Genomic DNA, 23,783 nt, shown 5'->3' with positions numbered 1-23,783 from the left:
ATTCGCCGTGTGACATTCGCCTGTGATGCCGCGGACGGCCGGCCGGTCTCAGCTCGTCTCAGTTCCTCTCAGCCACTCCCTCGGCCGTGGACGACACCTCGAGCAGATCCCGGACCTCGTCGGCACCGGTCTCCCGCAACTCCTCGCCGACCAGCAGCCACCGGGTGATGCCGATCGATTCCAGGAACGGCAGGTCGTGGCTCGAGACCACGAGCGCGCCCTCGTAGGAGTCCAGCGCGCTCGTCAGCTGCCGCACACTGGCCAGGTCGAGATTGTTGGTCGGCTCGTCGAGTATCAGCAGCTGCGGGGCCGGTGCGGCGAGCATGGTGGCCGCGAGGGCGGCCCGGAAACGTTCGCCACCCGAGAGGGTGCCCGCCGGCTGTTCCGCACGCGCCCCCTTGAAGAGGAAGCGCGCGAGCTGGGCGCGGATGTGGTTGTCGGTGACACCGGGCGCCCGGCTCGCCACGTTCGCCGCCACGCTCAGCTCGTCGTCCAGCACATCCAGCCGCTGGGGGAGGAACCGCAGCGGTACGTGCGTCCTGGCCTCCCCGGACAGCGGGGCGAGTTCGCCGGTGAGGGTGCGCAGCAGTGTCGTCTTACCGGCTCCGTTGCGCCCGACCAGCGCGATGCGTTCGGGCCCGTGCACATGCAGGGTGGCATCGCGCAACGCGCCGTACTGGGGGCGCAGTTCGCTCAGGGTCAGTACGGTGCGGCCCGCGGGTACGGCGGTGTGCGGCAGGCTCACCCGGATCTCGGCGTCGTCGCGGACCGCGTCCGCGGCCTCCTCACGCCGCTCGCGCGCTTCGTGAAGACGGTCTTCGTGCAGATCGCGGAGCTTGCCGGCCGACTCCTGCGCGGCCCGCTTGCGGGCACCGGCGACGATTCTCGGGGCCCGCCGCTCGATGTCCATCTTCTTGCTGTTCCGCTGACGGCGTGCCAGTTTGATGTGGGTCTCCTCCAGTTCGCGTTTTTGCCGCCGCACATCCGCCTCCGCGGCCCGCAGCATGCGCGCTGCCGCCTCCTGCTGGGTGGCCAGCGCCTCCTGGTAGGCGGACCAGCCGCCGCCGTACCAGGTCACCGACCCGGACCGCAGTTCGGCGATGCGGTCCACGCGCTCCAGCAGCTCACGGTCGTGGCTGACCACGACCAGCACACCGGAGCGCCAGGAGTCGACGGCGTCGTAGAGCCGGCGCCGCGCGAACAGGTCGAGGTTGTTGGTGGGTTCGTCGAGCAGCAGGACGTCGGGGCGCTCAAGGAGCAGGGCGGCCAGGCGCAGCAGTACGGTCTCCCCGCCGGACAGATGGCCGACGGTGCGGTCCAGTTCGACATCGCCGAGCCCGAGTGAGCCCAGTGTCGCCAGGGCACGCTCCTCGACGTCCCAGTCGTCGCCGATCGTCTCGAAGTGCGCCTCGTCGACGTCCCCGGCCTCGATGGCCCGTAGCGCGGCGCGCCGCTCGGCGATGCCCAGGGCCTGGTCCACGCGGCGGGTGGTGTCGAGGGTGATGTTCTGCGGAAGGTAGGCGAGGCTGCCGCCGACGGTCACCGACCCCTCGGTGGGGCGCAACCGGCCGGCGATCAGCCGCAGCAGCGTGGACTTGCCACTGCCGTTGGTGCCCACGAGGCCGGTGCGGCCCCGCCCGATGCCGAGCGAGAGCCCGTCGAAGACGGGCGTGCCGTCCGCCCACTGGAAGGACACGGCCGAGCAGGTCACGGAGGCGCTGGGGGTGGGGGATGCTGCCATGGTGTTCTCGCATTCGTAAGCGCTGTGAAAAAGGGGCTACGCATGCGAGCACCACGCGGCGACCAAGCCGGGGAATGGGGTGCGGCCCTCCGAAGGGTGAGGGACGGCGTATGCACCGAGGTCGCATCCACGCGGGTCACGGGCGGCAGGAAGGCCGGCTACGGCGTGACGGGCTACGGCTTGTGCCGTACCGCGCGATGATCGCGAACCTCAGATACGCAACGTCCACCTCTATCGGAGACAACAGGACCCGGGCAGTGTACCCCAGCCGTGGTGTGTGATGTCGTGGACGCGGCCGGGCGGAGGCCGCGCTGCCACCTTCCTGCCAACCTTTCCCACTCCCCCGCTGCCGCGTGCGGCCGCCGTTACGATCACCCCTGATCTGGCGGCGCATCCGCACCGAGGGGCGCCGCCCGTTTCGGATCGCATGGATCATTCGATCAAGGGGCGTGAGAAGTGAACAGCCGGTTAAGCATCGCGGCCGTGTCGGCGGTCTCCCTGGTGGCGCTCCTGGGCGGCACGACAGTAGCGACGGCGCAGACGGCGCAGGAGTCCGACCCCGCGCCGAAGTCCTGTGACGGTGTCCGGCTGACCGGCGAGCTCCCCGCTCCGGCGCCCGGCCAGGCCGTTTCGGGGCAGATCACCATTGGCGCCGACTGCAAGCCGGAGCGGGTCTCCGTCCAGCACGGCCCGGCATCGGCCCGCTCGGCCCGCACCGCGACCGCTGCGGGGAGCGCCACCACGGCCGCCGCCGGTCATCAGCTGCGTGGCTGGAACGAGATGTACGACTGCTGCAACATCCGGATGACGGGCCTGTACACCGCCTCCTCATGGGACACGGCGAACGGGCGCGTCACCACGGGCGGCACCACGGCCACCCAGGAGTGGAACCGCGAGCCGTGGGACGCCGGCTGGTCGCTCACCTCGAAGAACGCGAAGGACGACTGCGTCACGGACTGCGCCGAGGTCAACTCCGAGGCGCACGCCGACTTCTCGTACAAGGGCGTCTTCGACCCGACCGGCGACTGGTACAACAACACCCACCACTCGTATGTCCAGTTGAAGGCGGACGGGACGACGAGCTGCCGCTTCGATGTGGAGCTGCGGCACACCTTTGTGGGGTGGAACTGGCGGTACGGCTGCGAGTGACCGCACCGGCGGCGCGGTAGCACACGACGCGGCCCCCGCCTCGCACGATGCGGGTGGCCGGGTCCAGGGCGAACACCGCCCGGGACCCGGTCAGGCGGGTGCCGCGTCACGATGCCCCAGCCCGGACGTGGGTCTGCTGCCCGGCCTCAGCCACCGGGACAGACAGGGGCACAGGACGAGCCGGACGCGAAGAGCCATCCGCCGCTGACGTCGCTGAACAGGTGTACACCGAGGTGGACGCGGGTCAGGCCCACTGCCGGGCGCCCGACATCCGATCAGGGCGGCCACCGTTCGTCTGGCACGCGGAGCGCGCAGCGGTGCCCCGCCACTGACCGGAACCAGCGATTTCGAGCGGTTTCATCCGACCTGAGAGGGAAACCCGTTCGTGTCGGGCCGCCCCGTCAGGTCGCCCGACAAGGTACGGAGCGCATATGAAGCTGTCGTTTCTCGACCCGCTCTACGCACGGCCCGGCCCATGGGCCGCCGTCTACCTGGACACCTCCCGCGACACCGAGGATCCGGAGAAGGCGATCGAGCTGCGCTGGCGGCACCTGCGCGACGCGCTGTCCGGCCAGGGCGTGGACAACGCCACCCTCTCCGCCCTGCACACCGCCGTGGGCAGCGACCGGGAGGTGTCCGGACAGCACGGACAGGCCCTGTTCGCCGCCCATGGACGGCTCGGACTGGCCGAGGAACTCCCCGAGCCGCCGGCGACCGATTCGGCCCGCTTCACCTCGATCCCCGATGTGCTGCCCCTGGTGCTGCAACACGCCCCGGACATCCCCTATGTGGCCGTGGCCCTCTCCCGGGCCTTCGCGGAGACCGACCTGGAAGAGGATGTGGTGGTGCACTACCAAGCCGGGCGGTGGCCCATGAGCCGGGTGGCACCGGAGCCCCGCTACAACCACATCGGCGCGGCCCGGGACTGGCCGGCGAACGCGTTCGCGGTCGCCCACGAGCTGGAGAATCTGCGCCGCTGGACCGATGCCGAGACGATCGTGTTGCGGTGCGCGGCGGAGGACGTGTGGTTGCGCGGCGTGCTGGTCAACCATTTGCCCGAGTCCACCCAACAGCGCGTCGTCACCGTGCCCGACAGCGGACGACCGGTGGCCGGACCCGGCCGAGCCCTGTTGGAGGCGGAGCTGAACGACACGCTGCGTGCCACGGTGAACGAACGGGACCGGACCTTGACGCACCGCTACATGGCGCAGCGCGCCCGGCACCCGGACACCTCCGAAGGGCTGTCCGCCGCCATCACCGCCCTACAGCGTGGCCAGGCCCACTGCCTGCTGCTCACCCGCCCTGTGAACCTTCCGGAGTCGCTGTGGGCGGGGCCCGAGCCCACCCACGTCACACTGACGGAGCCGGACCTCCACACCTTCGGCGTGCACACCGGACGGCAGGAGCCCGCCGGGGCCGTGGTGGTACGAGCCCTGGTGGGCACCGGTGCCGAGCTGATCACGGTGCCGCGTGAGGAGCTGTCGCTGGAGGACGGGATCGGGGTGCTGCTGCGCTACCACGACCCGTATACGTGAGGTCCGCCGCGCCCGCATCACGGCTCAGACGCGTGAGACCCGCGTACGTAAAGCCGGTGCGCCCAAAGCATCCGAGGATCTCGGGCTCAAAGGACCTCGAGGGGCATGGGCCCCGTGGGCGGGGGGAAGGCGCGGTCCAGCGCGTCCAGGTCCTCCGGGGTGAGCTCGAGATCCAGCGCGGCGCGGTTCTCCTCGACATGGTCGACCCGCCCGGCCTTGGGGATCGCCGCCACCCCCTGCCTGAGCACCCACGCCAGCGCCACCTGCGCGGGCGTCGCGTCATGGGCCCGTGCGATCTCCCGCAGCGCACCGGAGCGCGGCAGGCGGCCCTGCTCGATGGGCGAATAGGCCATCAGGGGGATGTCGCGCCGGTGGCACCAGGGCATGAGGTCGTACTCGACGCCGCGCCGGGTGAGGTTGTAGAGCACCTGGTTGACGGCGACACCGTCGCCACCGGGGATGGCGACGAGATCCGTCATGTCGGAGGCGTCGAAGTTGCTCACACCCCAGTGGCGGATCTTGCCGCTCTCGGTGAGTTCGGCGAAGGCTTCGAGGGTCTCCTCCAGCGGGATCCGCCCCCGCCAGTGCAGCAGATACAGATCCAGCCGGTCCGTACCGAGCCGCCGCAGACTGGCCTCGCAGGCCGCGATGGTGCCACTGCGGTCGGCGTGGCCCGGGAGCACCTTGCTGACCAGGAACACCTCGTCGCGGCGGCCGGCGATCGCCTCCCCGACGAGTTCCTCGGAGGCGCCGTTGCCGTACATCTCGGCCGTGTCCACGACGGTCATGCCGAGGTCGAGTCCACGCCGCAGCGCCGCGATCTCATCGGCGCGGCGCCGGGGGTGGTCACCGATGTGCCAGGTGCCCTGGCCGAGCAGCGGGATCCGCTCCCCCGAGGGCAGCGGGACGGTGTCCGGTGCGCTGGTCAACTTGCCCGCCTCCCTGGTTCTCCGGCTGCCTCCCACGGTAGGCCACGCCACGCGCCGTACGACGTCGGCACCGCGTGGCCCCGGCGGTCGGTCGCGGACCCCGGCGGGTCGGTCGCGGACCCTCCGCGCCGAAGGGCGGGCCGAATGTACCGACCCGCCCTTGAATGACTCCCCGAAGAGAACCGGGAATTTCCGGCGCCGAGAACCTGGGCTTCCGGCGCCGATAAGTCACGCCGTTTCGGGGCGCCGCGCGGTGGCGATGAGATAACCCAGCTCGGGCATTTCCATGTTCTCACCCTCGGCGGGCTTCAACTTGTTGAAGACCTCCGGGTCGACCTTGGACGCCAGCTGCTCCATGTTCTGGGCCATGGCCTCACCGAGCCGCCGGACCGACTGCTTGGTGGTGCTTTCGCTGACGTCGAGCAGCTCCGTACAGCGCAGCCCCGCCTGGCGCAGCATCGCCGGGTATGTCTCGAAAGACGCGGGCGGCTGGGTGAGGTACCGCTGGAGAATGTTCTCGATGACCGGCCGCCGCTCCTCGGATATCTCCTCGCGCTCGTAGTTGTCGGTGAGTGCCAGCCGTCCGCCCGGGCGCAGAACGCGGGCGGCCTCCGCGAGCGCCGCCGCCCGGTCGGGCATCTGCATCACGGATTCCAGCATCCAGATGGCGTCGAAGGAGCCGTCGTCGAAGACCAGGTCCATCGCGTCGCCGTACTGGAAGGTGACCTTGCCGCTCACCCCGGCGGCCTCGGCCAGCTCATTGGCCTTCTCGACCTGCTTACGGCTGACGCTGATGCCCACCACCTCGGCACCCGTCTTCTGCGCGAGCCTGATCGCGGGCCCGCCGAAGCCGCAGCCGATGTCCAGGACCCGGGAGCCGGCGCCGATGCCCAACCGCGCGATCATCATGTCGGTGAGCCGGTCGGCGGCGTCCTCCAGCGTGGTGCTGTCCTCCTGGCTGTTCCAGTAGCCGACATGGATGTTCGGGCCGTACAGCGAGGCGTCGAACATGCCCACCAGCTGGTCGTAGAACTCGCCGACCCGTTCGCCGACCGCGCTGACATTGGACGTCATGATGTTTCCTCCCGCAGTAATGGAAAGGTCTTCGGCGACATCAGAAATCCGCGAGCGCCTTCCCCGTTTTTTCTTCCGCGCTTCGAATGAGCGCGAGCCTATCAGGATGTCAGGCATTGCGAATCACACGTTCTCCTCACACGTTCTCCGCAAGCCAGTTGAGGACCGCTTCGGCGGCGACGCCGGCGAAATCCTCCATCATGGTGAAGTGGTCGCCGGGAACGTCGATACGGGTGAGCGTGGCACCCCATGCCGATTCCTCGTCGTTCCCCTCCCCGGACCCCGGAAAGGATTCCTCCGCTTTCACCGTGAGAATCGGCGCGTCGATCGGCGTCGGCTCCCAGTCGGAGAAGAGGCGCAGATAGCCGCCCATCGCGGTCAGCCTGCCCTCGTCCACCACGCCGAACATCTTTTCCCGGTCGAACATCTTGCCGGACAGATTCGTCTGGATCCACGGCAGCGCCTCACTGCGCGGCAGATAGGTGTCCAGCAGGACGACCGCCGAGGGCGCGCTGCCACGCGCCTCCAGCCGCCCGGCGACCGCCTGGGCGATCCAGCCCCCGGACGAGCGGCCCACGAGCACGAACGGCTTCTCTCCGACACAACGCAGCGCCGCCTCCGCCTGCATCTCCACGACGGCGTCGACGCTCGCCGGAAGCAGCTCCCCCTTGCCGAAACCGGGCTCGGGCAGCACGGAGACATCGCGGCGGCCCCGGAACCCGGCCGCGAAACGGGCGTACTCACGCGGCCCCGAGATGGCCACCAGCGACGGGAAGCACACCAGCCCCGGCGCCGTACTGCCCTTGGAGAGCCGCACCAGCTTGGGCGGGGTGGTCAGCTCCGCCGCCGTGCGGAACGACGGGCGCAGCCGGGCCGCCGCCATGAGCAACTGGGTGCCCGCCACGTACTGCTCATCGGCGCACGCCTGCCGGTACAGCTCCTCGATCGTCGAGCCGGTGGCGGCCTTGGCCGCGCCGGAAGGCGTGGCCTGATGTGCGGTTCCCGTGGCCGCCGCTTCAGCCTGGGGTGCGGAGTCCGGGGCGCCGGGGGCCAGTTGGGCGCGCAGGTGGGCAGCGAGCGCCGCGGGCGTGGTGTGGTCGAAGAGCAGTGTGGCGGGCAGATTGAGACCGGTGGCGAGGTTGAGCCGGTTGCGGATCTCCACGGCGGTGAGCGAGGTGATGCCCAGCTCGAGGAAGGCGTGGTCGTCCTCCACCAGGTCCGGTGAGTCATGGCCGAGCACGGTGGCGGCATGGGTGCGCACCAGCTCGGTCAGGACCTTGGTCTGCTCCCTGGCCGGGAGCCCGGTCAGCCGCTGTCCGATCGGCTCCACTCCCCCGGCGCCGGTGGCGGAGCCGGTGGCGGCGTTGTGGGCGGCGCGCCGGACCGGGACCCGGACCAGCCCGCGCAGCAGATGGGGGACGCCGAGGGAGGCGGCCTGCACCCGCAGCGCGGCGATGTCGAGCCGCATGGGTACCAGGAGCGGGTGTGCGTCGGTAGTGCTTTCCGGGTGGACGTCAGTGACGTTCTCCGGCTGCCCGCCACCGCTCACGTCGGCGCCCTCACCCGGGCCGGGGTCCCCGGCCCGGGCGGCCCGGACATGCGCTTGCGCCGTCGCCGCGTCAAAGAGCGCCAGGCCCTCCTCGGACGACAGTGCGGTCACTCCCGCCCGGTTGAGCCGTTCGACGTCACTGTCGTCCATGTGCCCCGTCATGGCGCTGCGTTCGGCCCACAGCCCCCAGGCCAGGGAGACCGCCGGCAGCCCCCGCGCCCTGCGCCGCTGCGCCAACGCGTCCAGGAACGCGTTGGCCGCCGCGTAGTTGGCCTGGCCACTGCCACCGAACACGCCCGCCGCCGAGGAGAACAGCACGAACGCGGACAGCGGCAGGTCCTCCGTCAGCTCATGGAGGTTGATGGCGGCATCGGCCTTGGGCCGCAGCACCGTGTCGACGCGCTCCGGAGTCAGCGACCCGATCACCCCGTCGTCGAGGACACCGGCCGCGTGCACCACGCCGGTCAGCGGATGTTCGGCCGGTACGGTGGCCAGCAGCCGCGCCAGCGCCGTGCGGTCGGCCGTGTCGCAGGCGGCCAGGGACACCGAGGCCCCCGACGCGGTCAGCGCGTCCACCAGTTCGGCGGCTCCGGTGGCCTCGCGGCCCCGGCGGCTGGTCAGCAGCAGATGGCGTACGCCGTGCTCGGCCACCAGGTGACGCGCCACCAGGGAGCCCAGTACCCCCGTGGCGCCGGTGATGAGGACCGTTCCCTGCGGGTCCCACAGCGGGGTGGCCGCGGGCTCGCCGTCCCGCTCCCCGGCCGACGTGGACGCGGCCGCGCGGTCCGCGTCCCGCATCCGGGCCGCCGGGACCCGGGTGGCCGGGACCCGGGCGAGCCGTGGCACCAGCACCGCGCCGCCGCGCACCGCCATCTGCGGCTCGTCGCCCGACAGAGCCTGTGGCAGGGCGGCGAACGACGCCTCCTGGTCGTCCAGGTCGACCAGCACGAACCGGTCGGGGTTCTCCGACTGCGCCGACCTCACGAGTCCCCACACCGCGGCGCAGGCGGGATCGGCGAGTGGCTCCCCGGGCCGCACACCGACCGCCCCACGGGTGACCAGCACCAGCCGGGACCGTCCGAACCACTCATCTGCCAGCCACGACTGCACCAGCGCGAGCGCCCGGTGCGCCGCGGAGCGGACCGCCTCGGCGGTCGGAGAGAGGGAGGACACGGAGGCGAACACCAGGTCCGGCGCCGTTCGCCCCGCCTCGATGGCCTCGCCCACAGCGGACAGATCCGCATACGTCTCGGCCAGGGCACCGGCCGTGCCCGCCGACTTCAGCGCCGCCGACAGCCCCGTGTCGCCCTCGGCGAGCACCGCCCAGCGGAGAGCGGAGCCGGACGACGGGGGCACCGCCACGGGTGCCGTCCACTCCAGGCTGAAGAGCGACTCGTGGAAGGCACCGTGCGCCGCGCCGAGTTGGTCCCGGGCAACGGCGCGGGTGACGAGCGAATCCACCGAGACCACCGGGCGCCCCGACTCGTCGAGCGCGGTCAGCGACACCGCGTCCGCCCCGGCCGGTGCCAGCCGCACCCGCAGCGCGGACGCGCCGGTGGCATGCAGCGCCACGCCGCTCCAGGCGAAGGGAAGCCGGACCCGTCCGGTGCCGGACCCCTCGTCCCGGCGGACGTTGCCATCGGGCTCGGGAAGGCGGACGAAACCGCCGAAGGCCATCGCGTGCAACGCCGCGTCCAACAGGGCCGGGTGGAGGCCGAAGCGCTCGGCGTCCTGCCCTGCCTCCTCGGCCAGGCGGACCTCGGCGAAGACCTCCTCGCCCTTGCGCCAGACGGCACGCAGCCCCTGGAAGGACGGCCCGTAGCCCAATCCGGTCCGTGCGAACCGTTCGTAGAGCCCGCCGACGTCCACCGCCTCCGCACCGGCCGGTGGCCATGCCTCGGGCCCGGTGGAGGGATCCGCCATCGCCTCGGTGCCGCCGCTGCCGAGCACACCGGTGGCGTGCTGTGTCCAGGGGCCGTCCTCCGTCTGCGCGTACACACCGACCGAGCGCCGCCCCGCCTCGTCGGGACCGCCGACGGCGACCTGGAGCCGGACCGTGCCCTGCTCGGGCAGCACCAGCGGTGCTCCCAGGGTCAGTTCGTCCACCTGACCGCAGCCGACCGCGTCACCGGCCCGCATCAGCAACTCCACGAAGGCCGTCCCCGGCAGCAGCGTGACATCCGCCACCGCGTGGTCGGCGAGCCAGGGGTGGGTACGGAGCGAGAGCCGACCGGTGAGCAGGAAACCGTCCGAGCCGGGCAGCGGCACGGCGGCCCCCAGCAACGGGTGCTCTGCCGAGTCCAGCCCCACCGATGCCACGTCACCGGCGGCATCGATGGCCTCGGACTCCAGCCAGAAGTGGGTGCGCTGGAAGGCATACGTCGGCAGATCGACGCGCTTCGCGCCCGTTCCCGCGAAGAGCCGTGCCCAGTCGACGGACGCGCCGCCCACGTACGCCTCGGCCACGGAGGCCATGAAACGCTCCAGACCACCTTCGTCGCGGCGCAGCGAACCGACCGCGGTGACACGGGTGCCGTGGTCCTCGGCCGTCTGCTCCACACCCATCGTCAGGACGGGATGGGCACTGGTCTCGATGAACACCTGGAAGCCATCCGCCAGCAGGACGCGTACGGCCTCGTCGAAACGGACCGTCTGGCGCAGATTGCGGTACCAGTACCCCGCGTCCAGCCCCGTGGTGTCCAGCACACCCGCGGTGACCGTCGAATAGAACGGCACCGACGAGGGCCGGGGAGCGATATCCGCCAGGTCCCGCAGCAGCTCGTCCTCGATGTCCTCTACATGGGCGCAGTGGGAGGCGTAGTCCACGGGGATACGGCGTGCCCTGATCTCGTCCGCCTCGCATGCCGCCAGCAGCTCGTCCAGCGCGTCGGCGTCGCCGGAGACCACGACCGCCGAGGGCCCGTTCACCGCCGCCACCGACAACCGCTCACCCCAACGGCCCAACCGCTCCCGCACGGCCTCCACCGGCAGCGACACCGACACCATGCCGCCCAGCCCCGACAACGCCCGCAGCGCCTTGCTCCGCAACGCCACCACGCGTGCCGCTTCCTCCAACGACAACGCACCCGCCACACACGCCGCCGCAATCTCACCCTGCGAGTGACCAATGACGGCCGCGGGCTCGATCCCGTACGAACGCCACAGCTCCGCCAACGACACCATCACCGCCCACAACACCGGCTGCACCACATCAACCCGCTCCAAGGCCACGGGGTCGCTGAGCACGTCCACCAACGACCACTCCACAAACGGCCCCAACGCCGCCGCACACTCCCCCAACCGCTCCGCGAACACCGGAGACGACTCCAACAACCCCTCAGCCATCCCCACCCACTGCGCCCCCTGACCAGGGAAGACAAAGGCCGCACGGGCGTCGGAGCCGACCACGGACCCGCGCACCACGCTTGATACCTCGCGGCCCTCGGCCAGCGCGGTCAGGCCGCTGACGAGCGCGGTGCGGTCACCGCCCAACACCACCGCCCGACGCTCGAACGCCGCCCGCGTGGTGACCAGCGACAGACCGATGTCCGCCACCGCCGGGCCGGTCTCCCCGGCCACGAGCGAGAGGAGTTGCCCGGCCTGCTCACGCACACCGGCATCGAACTTCGCCGACAGCACCCACGACACCACAGCGGGCGCCAACTCTCCTTCCGGTTCAGAGTTTTCGCCCTCAGTCGACGACGCCTGCTCGAGGATGATGTGCGCATTCGTGCCGCTGAGGCCGAAGGAGGAGACGCCCGCCCGGCGTGGGCGGCCAGTCTCGGGCCAGGGCCTGGCCTCGGTGAGGAGCTCGACGGCTCCGGCCGTCCAGTCGATGTGCGTCGACGGTTCGTCGACGCCCAGCGTCTGGGGCAGCAGACCATGCCGCATGGCGAGCACCATCTTCATGATGCCCGCGACACCGGCCGCGGCCTGGGTGTGTCCGATGTTGGACTTGATCGAGCCGAGCCACAGGGGCTGGTCGTCGGCGCGTTCCCGGCCGTACGTGGCCAGCAGCGCCTGCGCCTCGATCGGATCGCCCAGCGTCGTCCCCGTACCGTGTGCCTCGACCGCGTCCACCTCGGCGGCCGACAGTCGCGCGTTCGCCAGCGCCGCCCGGATCACCCGCTGCTGCGAGGGGCCGTTGGGCGCGGTGAGCCCGTTGCTGGCACCGTCCTGGTTGACGGCGGAGCCACGTACCACCGCCAGCACCGGGTGACCGTTGCGCCGCGCGTCCGACAGCCGTTCCAGCAACAGCATGCCGACGCCCTCGCCCCAGCCCGTGCCATCGGCGGCCGCCGCGAACGGCTTGCACCTTCCGTCCGGCGCCAGTCCGCGCTGGCGGCTGAACTCCACGAAGGTGGCGGGGGTGGACATCACCGCCACTCCGCCCGCCAGCGCGAGCGAGCACTCGCCCTGCCGCAGCGCTTGCGCGGCCAGGTGCAGTGCCACCAGCGACGACGAACACGCGGTGTCGATGGTCACGGCCGGACCCTCGAGACCGAAGGTGTAGGCGACCCGCCCCGATGCGATGCTTCCGGACCCACCCGTGGCGAGGTAGCCCTCGGCGCCCTCGGGGACGCTCCGGAGCTGCGATCCGTAGTCGTGGTACATCAGCCCCGCGAAGACACCGGTCGCGCTGCCCCGAAGGGTCGTCGCGTCGATCCCGGCCCGCTCGAACGCCTCCCATGACGTCTCCAGCAGCAGCCGCTGCTGCGGATCCATCGCCAACGCCTCACGCGGCGAGATCCCGAAGAACGCCGGGTCGAACTCGCCCGCGGTGTGCAGGAAGCCGCCCTCCCGCGCATAGCTCTTGCCGTCCGCCGTCGGGTCGGGATCGTACAGCCCCACCACATCCCAGCCACGGTTGACCGGGAAGCCGGAAATGGCGTCGTCACCCGCCGCGAGCAGGCGCCACAGGTCTTCCGGGGACCGGGCGCCGCCGGGGAATCGGCAGGCCATGCCGACGATCGCCACCAGGTCGTCACCGGTGTCCGCCTTGCCGGTGGGCAGGGCGGGGTGGACGGGGCGTACGCCGTCGTCCCCGTCGGTCAGCTCCTGGTGGAGATGGCGGGCCAGGGCGATGGGGTTCGGATAGTCGAACACCAGCGTGGCCGTGAGGCGCAGTCCGGTGGCCGTGCCCAGGCGATTGCGCAGCTCCACCGCCGTCAGCGAGTCGAAGCCGAAGTCCTTGAAGGCGCGGCCCGGCTCCACCGCGGCCGCCCCACCGTGTCCGAGCACCGTGGCCACGCAGCGCCGCACCAGGTCCAGTACCAGGCGTTCGCCGTCCTCCTCCGACGACGCCGCGGCGAGCCGTTCCCGCAGCTCGGCCGCGGCCCCGGTGCCCTCCGCCGCGGCCCGGCGCGCCATCGGACGCACCAACTCCCGCATGATGTGCGGCACTTCACCGTCGGCGCCACGCGCCTTGGCCGGGTCAAGCCGCATCGGGATGACCACGGGCAGTTCCCCGGCACATCCCGCGTCGAACAGGGCCAGGCCCTCCTCGGGCGACAGACCGTCCACTCCGGCCCGGCCCATGCGGCGCAGATCCGCCTCGGCCAGCCCGCCGGCCATTCCGTCGCGCTCGTCCCACAAACCCCAGGCGAGGGACAGGCCCGGCAGCCCCGAGGTCCGGCGGTGCCGTATCAGGGCGTCGAGGAAGGCGTTGGCGGCCGCGTAGTTGGCCTGTCCGGCCGTGCCGAAGGTCCCGGCCGCCGAGGAGAACACGACGAACGCCGACAGGTCCACGGCCTCGGTCAGCTCGTGCAGCGTGATGGCCGCGTCCATCTTCGGGCGCAGCACCGCGTCCACGCGCTCCGGTGTCAGCGACGCGATGACGCCGTCGTCGAGCACCCCGGCCGTGTGGACCACTCCGCGCAGCGGATGTGCTTCGGAGACACCCTTCACGGCGGCGATCAGCGAGTCCCGGTCGGCCACGTCGCAGGCGGCCCAGCTGACCGACGCGCCCGCCGCCACCAGGTCGTCCTCCAACGCGCGGGCGCCGGGGGCGTCCGCGCCGCGACGGCTCACCAGCAGCAGATGGCGTACGCCGCGCTCGGCCACAAGGTGGCGGGCGACCAGCCCGCCCAGCGTGCCGGTGGCGCCGGTCACCAGGACCGTGCCTTCTGCGTCCCACACCACCGAGCGCACCGTCGAGCGCGTCGCGGCTTCGGCTGAGCTCGAGGTGGTCTCAGTGGGCCGCACTCGGCCCAGGCGCGGGGCCAACAGCCGTCCTCCGCGCACGGCCACCTGGGGTTCGCCACTCGCCACGGCTGCGGACAGCAGGGAGAGGACCTCGGGGGTCAGTGGCCGACGCCCGGGCTCGTGCTCCGGTTCCCGGTCCCCACCGTCCAGGTCGACCAGGACGAACCGATCCGGGTGCTCGGTCTGCGCGGTCCGCACCAGACCCCATACGGCGGCCGCCGCGAGATCCACCACGGCCTTGTCGTTCTGGCCACCCTCGTCGCCCTCGACGGTCACCGCGCCATGTGTGGCGATCACCAGCCGCGATCCGGCGAACCGCTCCTCGGCCAGCCATCCCCGCACCAGCTCCAGCGCCCGGTGGATCACGTCCCGTATCGCGTCGCCGTCAGTGGTGGGCACGGGCGGGGGCACGCACACCACCGCCGGAGGCACGGCCCCTTCGGCGCCGATCGTCTCACCGAATGCCGCTATGTCGTGCCAGTCGACGCCGTCCAGCGGCGTCACATCGGCCACGGCGCTCTCCACCGGCGCCTCGGTGCCCGGCAGAAGGCTCCAGTTCAGCTGGAAGAGGGACCGGTGCACCGCACCGCGCGCAGCGTTGACCTGCTCGGGGGAGACTGGGCGCGTCGCCAGCGAGTCCACCGTGGCCACCGGCGCACCGGTTCCATCCATCACCTCCATCGACAGCGCCATGCCATCGGGGCCGGTGGGGGTGAGGCGTACGCGCAGCATGGCGGCGCCCGCCGCGTACACGGACACCCCATTCCATGAGAACGGCAGCCGGATCTCCTCCGACGCGGCGGTGGCGGCAGCGCCCACAGCGTGCAGGGCGGCGTCCAGCAAGGCCGGGTGGAGGCCGAAGCGGCGCGGGTCCTGCTCCGCCTCGTCGTCCAGCGCGACCTCGGCGAACACCTCGGTCCCGCGCCGCCACACGCCACGCAGCCCCTGGAACACCGGCCCGTACCGCAGTCCTGTTTCGGCAAGCCGCTCGTAGTGCCCGTCCAGCGCCACGGGTTCGGCATCCCGCGGCGGCCATACGGAGTCGGAGAGCGCGGTGCGGGCGGAGGTGGACGGCTCGGGCGCGACGCTGCCCGTCGCATGCCGAAGCCACGGCCCTTCCGCGCCGTCCTCGCGTGAGTGCACGGTCAGCGCCCGGCGCCCCGAGTCGTCGGCGTCGGAAACCGTCACCCGCATCTGTACGCCACCGTGTTCGGGCAGGACCAGCGGTGCCTCGAGCGTCAACTCCTCCAACCGGGCGCATCCGACGCGGTCGCCCGCGTGCAGCGCCAACTCGACGAATGCCGTCCCCGGCAGCATCACCGCGCCCAGCACCTCATGGTCGGCCAGCCAGGGGTGCGTACGCGCGGACAGCCGGCCGGTGAACAGACATCCGTCGGAGTCGGGCAGTGTCACCGCGGCGCCGAGCAGCGGATGCTCCGCGGAACCGAGCCCCGCCGAGGCCACATCCGCCGTGGTCGCGGCCGACTCCAGCCAGTACCGCTCCCGCTGGAAGGCATACGTGGGCAGCTCGACGGTCCGGGGGCGTGCCGGTGCAAGCAAGGCCGCCCAGTCCACGAAGCGACCCCGGACATGGATATGAGCCAGCGCTTCGAGCAGCGAGGCGGCCTCATCACGACCGGTGCGCAGGGCCGGGGCGAAGGTGGCGTCGGGAGCGCACTCCTGGCCCATCCCGGACAGGACACCGTCCGGGCCCAGCTCCAGATGGGTCGTGGCGCCCTGGTCCACCAGGCTCTTCACCCCATCAGCGAAGCGCACGGTCTCGCGGACGTGGCGTACCCAGTACTCGGCGGAGCACAGCGCCTCGGCGTCCGCGATCAGGCCCGTCACGTTGGACACGACGGGGATGCGCGGAGGCGCGTACGACAGCCCCTCGGCCACCAGGCGGAACTCGGCCAGCATCGGCTCCATCAGGGGCGAATGGAACGCATGCGAGACGCGCAGCCGCTTGGTCTTGACCCCCTGAGCCGCAAACTGCCCGGCGACCTCCGTCACCGCCTCCTCCGCCCCGGAAATCACGGTCGAGTACGGACCGTTGACCGCCGCCACACTCACCTCGGCTTCGCGACCGGCCAGGAGCGGCAGTACGTCGGCCTCGGCAGCCTGCACCGACACCATGACGCCACCCGACGGCAGCGCCTGCATCAACCGCCCACGAGCCGCCACCAACACACACACGTCCGCAAGCGACAACACACCCGCCACATGCGCCGCCACCAACTCACCAATCGAATGCCCGGCCACGAAGTCCGGCCGCACGCCCCACGACTCCACCAGCCGGAACAGCGCCACCTCCACCGCAAACAACCCACACTGGGTATACGCGGTCTCATCCAACCCCGCCACATCCCCACGGATCACCTCCCGCAGCGGACGCTCCAACACCCCGTCGAACTGCCCACACACCTCATCGAAGGCATCGGCAAACACCGGAAACGCCTCATACAGCCCCTGGCCCATCCCGACCCGCTGACTACCCTGACCCGAGAACAACACCGCCAACTTGCCCGGCACCACCAAGCCCTGGACCACACCCGGCGCCGGGTCACCAATCGACAGCGCCTCCAAGCCATCGACAAGACCAGCCCGATCACCGGCCAGCACCACGGCACGATGCTCAAACGCACTACGCGTCGTCGTCAACGACAGCGCCACATCCACGAGCGGCAGCTCCGACCGCTCCCCCGCGAACGACGCCAGCCGACTCGCCTGCGCCCGCAGCGCGGGTTCGGACCGTCCCGAGACCGCCCACGGCACCACCGAGGACGTCAACACCCTTGGTTGGTTGGGGGGTTCGGTATCGGGCGACACCGTCGGCGCCTGCTCCAGGATGACGTGTGCGTTGGTGCCGCTGATGCCGAACGACGACACACCCGCACGCCTCGCACGGCCCGTCTCCGGCCACTCCACCGCGTCCGTCAACAACTCCACCGCACCCGCCGACCAATCCACATGCGGCGACGGCTCATCGACATGCAGCGTCTTCGGCAGTACACCGTGCCGCATCGCGAGGACCATCTTCATGACGCCTGCGACACCGGCAGCCGCCTGCGCATGACCGATGTTCGACTTGATCGCGCCCAGCCACAGCGGCCGCTCCTCCGCGCCACGCTCCTGCCCGTACGTCGCCAGCAACGCCTGCGCCTCAATCGGGTCACCAAGCCTGGTACCCGTACCGTGCGCCTCCACCGCGTCCACCTCGGCGGCCGACAGCCGAGCACTCTCCAACGCCGCCCGGATCACCCGCTGCTGCGACGGACCATTCGGTGCCGACAGCCCATTGCTCGCACCGTCCTGATTCACCGCAGAACCACGCACCACCGCGAGCACCCGGTGGCCGTTTCGCCGCGCATCCGACAGCCGTTCCAGGAGCAGTACTCCCGCGCCCTCGGAGAACCCGGTGCCGTCCGCCGCTCCCGCGAAGGCCCTGCACCGCCCGTCCGCCGACAGCCCGCGCTGCCAGCTGAACTCCACGAACAGCCCCGGTGTCGACATCACCGTCACGCCACCCGCGAGCGCGAGTGAGCACTCACCCCGCCGCAGTGCCTGCGTCGCCAGGTGCAACGCCACCAGCGACGAGGAACAAGCGGTGTCCACCGTGACCGCCGGGCCCTCGAAACCAAAGGTGTAGGAGACCCGGCCCGAGACGATGCTGCCCGCGCTGGGGGCACCGGGGCCACCGCCCGGGCCCTGCAACAGCCCGTAGTCGTGGTGCATCACACCGGCGAAGACCCCGGTCTGGCTGCCGCGCAGGGTCGTCGGGTCGATCCCGGCCCGCTCCAGCGCCTCCCACGACGTTTCCAGCAGCAGCCGCTGCTGCGGATCCATCGCCAGCGCCTCACGCGGCGAGATCCCGAAGAACGCCGGATCGAAGTCGCCCGCGTCATAGAGGAAGCCGCCCTCGCGGGCATAGCTCTTCCCCGCGGCGTCCGGGTCCGGGTCATACAGCCCCTCCACATCCCAGCCGCGGTCGTCCGGGAAGGCGGAGATGGCGTCCGTACCGCGCTCCAGGAGCTGCCACAGCTGCTCCGGCGTCCGCACCCCACCGGGGAAACGGCAGCTCATCGCCACGATCGCGATGGGCTCGTCATGAGTGGCGAGCGCGCCCGTACCGGCGGCGCCGGAGGGGGAGACCGACAGGGTGGCGCCCTGGTACGCCTCGGCCAGCTCGGAGCGCAGCTGGCGGGCGATCACCACGGGAGTGGGGTAGTCGAAGACGAGGGTGGCGGGCAAGCGCAGCCCGGTGGCCGTGTTCAGCCGGTTGCGCAGCTCCACGGCGGTCAGCGAGTCGAACCCGAGCTCCTTGAACGCGCGCCCCACCTCGATCGAGTCAGCCCCCGCGTGTCCAAGCACCTCGGCGACGTGGGTGCACACCAGGTTCAGCAGGACTTCGTGCTGTTCGTCCGCCGACAGGGGCGCAAGCCGCCGCCACAGTTCCGACTCGTCCGCGCCATCGCCCGACGGCCGCACGGTACGGCGTGCGGGAACGGACAGCAGATCGCGGAGCAGGGCGGGCATGGCACCGGACGCCGCCTGGGCACGGAGCGCCGGGAGGTCCAGGCGTATGGGCAACAGGACGGGCTGCGCCATGGTCCCGGAAACGTCGAACAGTTCAAGGCCCTCTTCCGACGTCAGCGGGTCGATGCCGCCGCGCCGCATGCGCCGTACGTCCTCGTCGGCCAGGTGACCCGTCATTCCACTGCGCTCGGCCCAGAACCCCCAGGCCAGCGAGACGGCGGGCAGGCCGAGCGCGCGTCGGTGGGCCGCCAGGGCATCGACGTAAGCGTTCGCCGCGGCGTAGTTGCCCTGCCCGGCGCCGCCGAACGTGCCGGCCGCGGAGGAGAACACCACGAAGGCCGCCAGGTCCATGTCGCGGGTCAGCTCATGCAGGTGGAAGGCGGCATCGGCCTTGGGGCGGAGCACCGTGTCGACACGCTCGGGAGTCAGGGTTTCGATGACGCCGTCGTCCAGCACACCGGCCGCATGCACCACACCACGCAACGGACGGTCCGCCGGAATACGCGCCAGCACGCCCGCCAGCGCCTCACGGTCGGCGACATCGCAGGCCACCACGGCCACCGACGCGCCCAGCCCCACCAGCTCGGCCTCCAACTCCACCGCACCAGCGGCCTCCCGACCCCGCCGAGAGAGCAACACCAAATGCCGCACCCCACGCTCGGCCACCAAATGCCGCGCCACCAAACCACCCAGCGTGCCAGTGGCACCGGTCACCAACACCGTGCCCTCGGGATCCCACACAAAGCCCGATCCCACTTCCTCAGCGGAAGCGGAAGCCGCAGGAGCAACGGCACGCGCCAGCCGAGGCACCAGGACCTTCCCGGAACGGACGGCCACCTGAGGCTCCGCACACGACAGCACCGCCTGAAGCACACCGGACGACACCGATACGTCATCCACATCCACCAGAACGAACCGGTCCGGATGCTCAGCCTGCGCCGACCGCACCAAACCCCATACCGCGGCCGCCGCCACATCCGGCACATCCTCACCCGACACGGCCGCCACCGCACCCCGCGTCACCACCACCAACCGCGAACCGGCAAACCGCTCCTCACCCAACCACTCCCGCACCACGCGCAGGGCACGATGGGCCATCCTCCGTGCCTCGGCCGGGTCGCCGGCGCGGGCTCCGGCGTCGGCCTCGAAGGAGACCAGAACGGTGTCGGGAGCGGCCGCACCGTCATTCATGGCCTGGCTCAGCTCCGCCAGTTCCGGATACGTGGTGTCATCCGCCCCGCTCAAGGCGTCAAGGTGCGGCGCCACGCTCCCGAGCAACGCCCACCGGCCCGTGGTCGCGGGGGCTTCATCCTGGGCGGGAACCTCACGCCATGTGGGGTGGAACAGCGCGTCATGTGTCACGTTCCGCGTTGCCCGGAGCTGCTCAGGGGTCACCGTACGGGTCACCAGCGACGCCACCGAGGCCACCGGCGCCCCGGTGGTGTCGGCGACGAGGAGCGAGACCGCATCCGGTCCGGCGGGAGCGAGCCGTACACGGAGGGTGTCCGCGCCCGTCGCGTACAGGGAGACACCGCTCCAAATGAACGGAAGTCCGGGGCCCGGGCGAGAGGAGCCCTCTTCCGAGTCGTCCCCTCCCAATGCCGCGGTGTGCAGTGCGGCGTCGAGGAGAGCCGGATGCAGACCGAAACGGCCCGCTTCCGCCCGCTGCTCCTCCCCGAGCGCCACCTCCGCGAACACCTCATCACCACGACGCCACGCAGCCCGCACCCCCTGAAACACCGGCCCATACTCCAAACCCACACCAGCCAACCGCTCATACACACCACCCACATCCACCGCCACCGCACCAACAGGCGGCCACACACCCAACCCCTCCCCCACCACCGGAACATCAGCCGACAACACCCCCGACGCATGCCGCGTCCACACCCCCTCACCCTCCACCTGCGAAAACACACCCACCACACGCCGACCCACCCCATCCGGCGCACCCACCGACAACTGCACCCGCACCCCACCACACTCAGGCACCACCAACGGCGCCTCCAACGTCAACTCCTCCAACCACCCACACCCCACCCCATCACCCGCACGCAACACCAACTCCACCAACGCCGCCCCCGGCACCACCACCACACCCCACACCACATGATCAGCCAGCCAACCATGCGAAACCAACGACAACCGCCCCGTCAACAACACCCCATCCACACCCGCCAACCCCACCACCGCACCCAACAACGGATGATCAGCCGAACCCAAACCAAGCCCAGCTGCCGCACCCTCGCTGACGGCCACACCCGCGGACTCCAGCCAGTACCGCTCCCGCTGGAAGGCATACGTGGGCAGCTCAACGCGACGCGCACCCGTCCCCGCGAACATCCGAGCCCAGTCGACAGCGGCACCACCCACATACGCCTCGGCCACGGAAGTCAGGAAGCGATCCAGACCGCCTTCGTCACGGCGCAGCGAACCGACCGCGGTGACACGAGTACCGTGGTCCTCGGCCGTCTGCTCCACACCCATCGTCAGCACCGGATGGGCACTGGCCTCGACGAACACCTGGAAACCGTCGGCCAGCAACGCGCGCACGGCCTCGTCAAAGCGCACGGTCTGGCGCAGATTGCGGTACCAGTACCCGGCATCCAGCCCCGTGGTGTCCAACACTCCACCGGTCACCGTCGAATAGAACGGCACCGACGACGACCGAGGGCTGATCCCCGCCAGAGCCTGCCGAAGCTCGCCCTCGATCGCCTCCACATGAGCGCAATGCGAGGCGTAATCCACCGGAACACGCCGCGCCCGGACCCCCTCGCCCTCACACACGGCCAGCAACTCCTCCAACGCATCCGCATCACCGGAGACCACAACCGCCGACGGCCCATTCACCGCCGCCACCGACAACCGCTCACCCCACCGACCCAACCGCTCCCGCACCGAGTCCACCGGCAACGACACCGACACCATCCCGCCCAGCCCCGACAACGCCCGCAACGCCTTACTCCGCAACGCCACCACCCGCGCCGCATCCTCCAACGACAACGCACCCGCCACACACGCCGCCGCAATCTCACCCTGCGAATGACCAATAACCGCCGCCGGCTCCACACCATACGAACGCCACAACTCCGCCAACGACACCATCACCGCCCACAACACCGGCTGCACCACATCAACCCGCCCCAACGCCACCGCATCACCCAACACATCCACCAACGACCACTCCACAAACGGCCCCAACGCCGCCGCACACTCACCCAACCGCTCCGCAAACACCGGAGACGACCCCAACAACCCCACCGCCATCCCCACCCACTGCCACCCCTGACCAGGGAAGACCAACACCGCACGACCATCACCACCCACCACCACACCCCGCACCAACCCCGGAGCACCACCACCCTCAACCACCGCACCCAAACCCTCAGTCAAAGCCCCACGGTCCGACCCCAACACCACCGCACGATGCTCAAACGCACTACGCGTCGTCGCCAGAGAGAACCCGGCATCAATGAGGGTCATCTCCGGCCGCGCGTCCAGGTGGGCGAGCAGCCCTTCGGCCTGGGCACGCAGCGCGCTCTCGGACTTCCCCGAGACCAGCCACGGCACGATGCCGGATGGCAGTTGCCCTGTCTCCTCCGGCGCTTCGCCCTCCGGGTCGGCCGGAGGCTCCTGCTCCAGGATGATGTGTGCGTTGGTGCCGCTGATCCCGAAGGACGAGACGCCCGCCCGGCGGGGCTCGTCGCCCTCCGGCCACGGCGTGGCCTCGGTGAGCAGCCTGACCCCGCCCGCCGACCAGTCCACATGCGGCGACGGCTCGTCGACATGCAGGGTCCGCGGCAGCAGCCCGTGCCGCATCGCCTGCACCATCTTGATGACGCCGGCCACGCCCGCCGCCGCCTGCGTATGGCCGATGTTGGACTTGATCGAGCCGAGCCACAGCGGCCGCTCCTCGGGCCGGTCCTGCCCGTACGTGGCCAGCAGCGCCTGCGCCTCGATCGGGTCACCCAGCGTCGTACCCGTGCCATGCGCCTCGACGGCGTCCACCTGCTTGGCGGAGAGTTTCGCGTCGGCCAGGGCCTGGCGGATCACCCGCTGCTGGGACGGGCCGTTGGGGGCCGTAAGGCCGTTGCTCGCACCGTCCTGATTGATGGCGGAGCCGCGTACCACCGCCAGCACCGGGTGGCCGTTGCGGCGCGCGTCCGACAGCCGCTCCAGCAGCAGCATGCCCACACCCTCGCCCCAGCCCGTACCGTCCGCGGCCGCCGCGAACGGCTTGCACCGGCCGTCAGCCGCCAGACCCCGCTGACGGCTGAACTCCACGAAGGTTCCGGGGGTGGACATCACCGTGACACCGCCCGCGAGGGCGAGTGTGCACTCCTGTCGCCGGAGGGCCTGACCGGCCCAGTGCAGCGCCACCAGGGACGAGGAGCACGCCGTGTCAACAGTGACCGCCGGGCCCTCGAGGCCCAGGGTGTAGGCCACCCGACCGGAGGCGATACTGCCCGCGGTGCCATTGCCCAGATAGCCCTCCACACCTGCGGGCAGGGAGGTCAGACCGGTGCCGTAGTCGTGATACATCACACCGGTGAAGACACCGGTCTTGCTTCCCCGCACCGACTCCGGGTCGATACCGGCCCGCTCGAACGCCTCCCAAGCCGTCTCCAGCAGCAGCCGCTGCTGGGGGTCGGTGGCGAGCGCCTCGCGTGGGGACATCCCGAAGAACGCCGGGTCGAATTCACCGGCGCCGTGCAGGAATCCGCCCTCACGCGCATAGCTCTTGCCGACCGCGCCCGGGTCGGGGTCGTACAGCCCCTCCACGTCCCAGCCGCGGTCCTCGGGGAAGCCCGAGATGGCGTCCTCACCGGCGGCCACCGACCGCCACAGCTCCTCGGGCGAGCGCAGCCCGCCCGGGTAGCGGCAGCTCATCGCCACGATCGCGATCGGCTCGTGGTCCGCGGATTCCGCTTCCTGGAGGCGCTGACGCGTCTGGTGGAGTTCGGCAATGACTCGCTTGAGGTAATCCCGGAGTTTGTCTTCGTTGCTCATCGCGCTTTCCCAATCACAAGGCTGTCGGCAGATTGCGGAGGGGTATTGCCTCAGAT

General features: G+C 70.9%; 5 protein-coding genes and 2 pseudogenes. 2 read left to right on the top strand and 5 right to left on the bottom strand.

What is annotated here, in order from left to right:
• Window positions 1-58: 58 nt before the first annotated feature.
• On the bottom strand, window positions 59-910 hold the full coding sequence (locus tag KHP12_RS53700) for an ATP-binding cassette domain-containing protein (protein WP_372455332.1): 852 nt from the start codon (window positions 908-910) through the stop codon (window positions 59-61).
• Between the two features lie 219 nt (window positions 911-1,129).
• A pseudogene (locus KHP12_RS53695) lies at window positions 1,130-1,741 on the bottom strand (ATP-binding cassette domain-containing protein); the annotation flags it as partial.
• A 456-nt stretch (window positions 1,742-2,197) separates the two neighbouring features.
• On the opposite strand from KHP12_RS53695, the gene KHP12_RS46550 reads away from it, so the two are divergent.
• Both KHP12_RS46550 and KHP12_RS46545 read left to right on the top strand, forming a co-directional pair.
• Window positions 2,198-2,890, top strand: coding sequence for a hypothetical protein (locus tag KHP12_RS46550; RefSeq protein WP_086880417.1), 693 nt, complete (start codon window positions 2,198-2,200; stop codon window positions 2,888-2,890).
• A 431-nt stretch (window positions 2,891-3,321) separates the two neighbouring features.
• Window positions 3,322-4,425, top strand: a complete 1,104-nt coding sequence (locus KHP12_RS46545; RefSeq protein ID WP_086880416.1) for a baeRF2 domain-containing protein — start codon at window positions 3,322-3,324, stop codon at window positions 4,423-4,425.
• Window positions 4,426-4,511: 86 nt separating this feature from the next.
• On the opposite strand, the gene KHP12_RS46540 is transcribed toward KHP12_RS46545, so the two are convergent.
• From KHP12_RS46540 to KHP12_RS46530, 3 genes and pseudogenes are all read right to left on the bottom strand, one after another.
• Window positions 4,512-5,354 (bottom strand): aldo/keto reductase, encoded by an 843-nt coding sequence (locus tag KHP12_RS46540; protein ID WP_086880415.1) that lies wholly within the window; start codon window positions 5,352-5,354, stop codon window positions 4,512-4,514.
• 228 nt (window positions 5,355-5,582) lie between these two features.
• Window positions 5,583-6,428, bottom strand: coding sequence for an SAM-dependent methyltransferase (locus tag KHP12_RS46535; RefSeq protein ID WP_211834631.1), 846 nt, complete (start codon window positions 6,426-6,428; stop codon window positions 5,583-5,585).
• A gap of 202 nt (window positions 6,429-6,630) precedes the next feature.
• Window positions 6,631-23,688: pseudogene (locus tag KHP12_RS46530) on the bottom strand (type I polyketide synthase); the annotation flags it as partial.
• Window positions 23,689-23,783: the final 95 nt, after the last annotated feature.

Origin of the sequence: Streptomyces asiaticus, from assembly GCF_018138715.1 — a bacterium.
GTDB lineage: Bacteria > Actinomycetota > Actinomycetes > Streptomycetales > Streptomycetaceae > Streptomyces > Streptomyces asiaticus.
This window is presented reverse-complemented; position numbering and strand designations above follow the sequence as displayed.